The sequence below is a fragment of the Shigella sp. FJ200513 genome (genome assembly GCF_040495915.1).
GTDB lineage: Bacteria > Pseudomonadota > Gammaproteobacteria > Enterobacterales > Enterobacteriaceae > ECMA0423.
The window spans coordinates 1-987 of record NZ_JBDYCV010000250.1 but is presented as its reverse complement, the minus strand read 5'-3'; the positions used below and the strand labels follow the sequence as shown (position 1 = coordinate 987).

Below are 987 nucleotides of genomic sequence, written 5' to 3'. Positions count from 1 at the left end.
TGATGGAAATGGAAGCCACGCAAGCACCTTAAAATCACCATCATACACTAAATCAGTAAGTTGGCAGCATTACCGTCACTCCAATGTCCATTTAGTGACGCAATATTTACCTTGGAATAGTTTCCCTGCTTACATTTGTCTTTGTTAATAATAACACATGTTAGAGAAGTTCTGGAAGAGAAAGTATTTTAATATGGTTTTTTATTTTTCACTAAAAAGTGTGATCGGGGACAATATATTTACGCACGTTATGTTTAAAGGCACTACACTGATTGGGGAATACTGAAATCAGAAAAAGCATATGGCCTTAAAAGGTATGCGATAACCGGAGGATGTGCTTATGGAGCATAGTCTTAATTCTTTGAATAATTTCGATTTCCTGGCGCGTAGTTTTGCCAGAATGCACGCAGAAGGTCGCCCGGTCGATATTCTGGCTGTTACTGGTAACATGGATGAAGAACATAGAACTTGGTTTTGCGCACGTTATGCCTGGTATTGCCAACAGATGATGCAGGCAAGAGAGCTGGAGTTAGAGCACTGATATAACGGGCCTGATGGCCCGTTTTAGTGTTTGTATTAGATGCTAGTTATAGGTGATTTTGAGGATTACGTCTTTACTAAACGGTCCCTCAACAACAGTCTCTGCCGGGTTCGCACTAAGTTCTGCCCTGAATGGTGCGGTGACCGAAGGTGCACTAGACGATGAAAAAGAAGCAAATTGTGAGAAGCGGTTAAATTCCGTTGCTGTTCCATCTTTATGAAATATCTTCAATAGCAGTCCATTACCCATATCCAGATGGCTATAATCACTCAAAATATCCGTAGTGAAAAAGCTCCCTAAAATATTGAATTGCTCAGTACAGGCCGCACCAGGATCTTTTGTCATGACTACACTAAACGTCTCACTAACGGTGTAATGCCAGTCAGTTAAGCAACTGACTGGCTCTTTTTCGGGGCTGTGGGGTATTTCCAGGGCCTCTCCTTTAC

General features: G+C 41.7%; 2 protein-coding genes. One reads left to right on the top strand and one right to left on the bottom strand.

The genetic code is table 11. The features are described from left to right. Positions 1–340 precede the first annotated feature (340 nt). Complete coding sequence (gene glgS, locus ABZJ92_RS21995; RefSeq protein ID WP_005051912.1) at positions 341–541, top strand: cell surface composition regulator GlgS; 201 nt, start codon at positions 341–343, stop codon at positions 539–541. Positions 542–583: 42 nt separating this feature from the next. Here the strand turns inward: glgS and ABZJ92_RS21990 are convergent. Continuing rightward, positions 584–987 (bottom strand): hypothetical protein (locus ABZJ92_RS21990; protein WP_250543935.1); only part of this gene is annotated, 404 nt, incomplete at its 5' end.

Excerpts from the sequence above, each read along its gene's own strand:
- glgS (WP_005051912.1), top strand. The coding sequence starts at position 341 with ATGGAGCATAGTCTTAATTCTTTGAATAATTTCGATTTCCTGGCGCGT.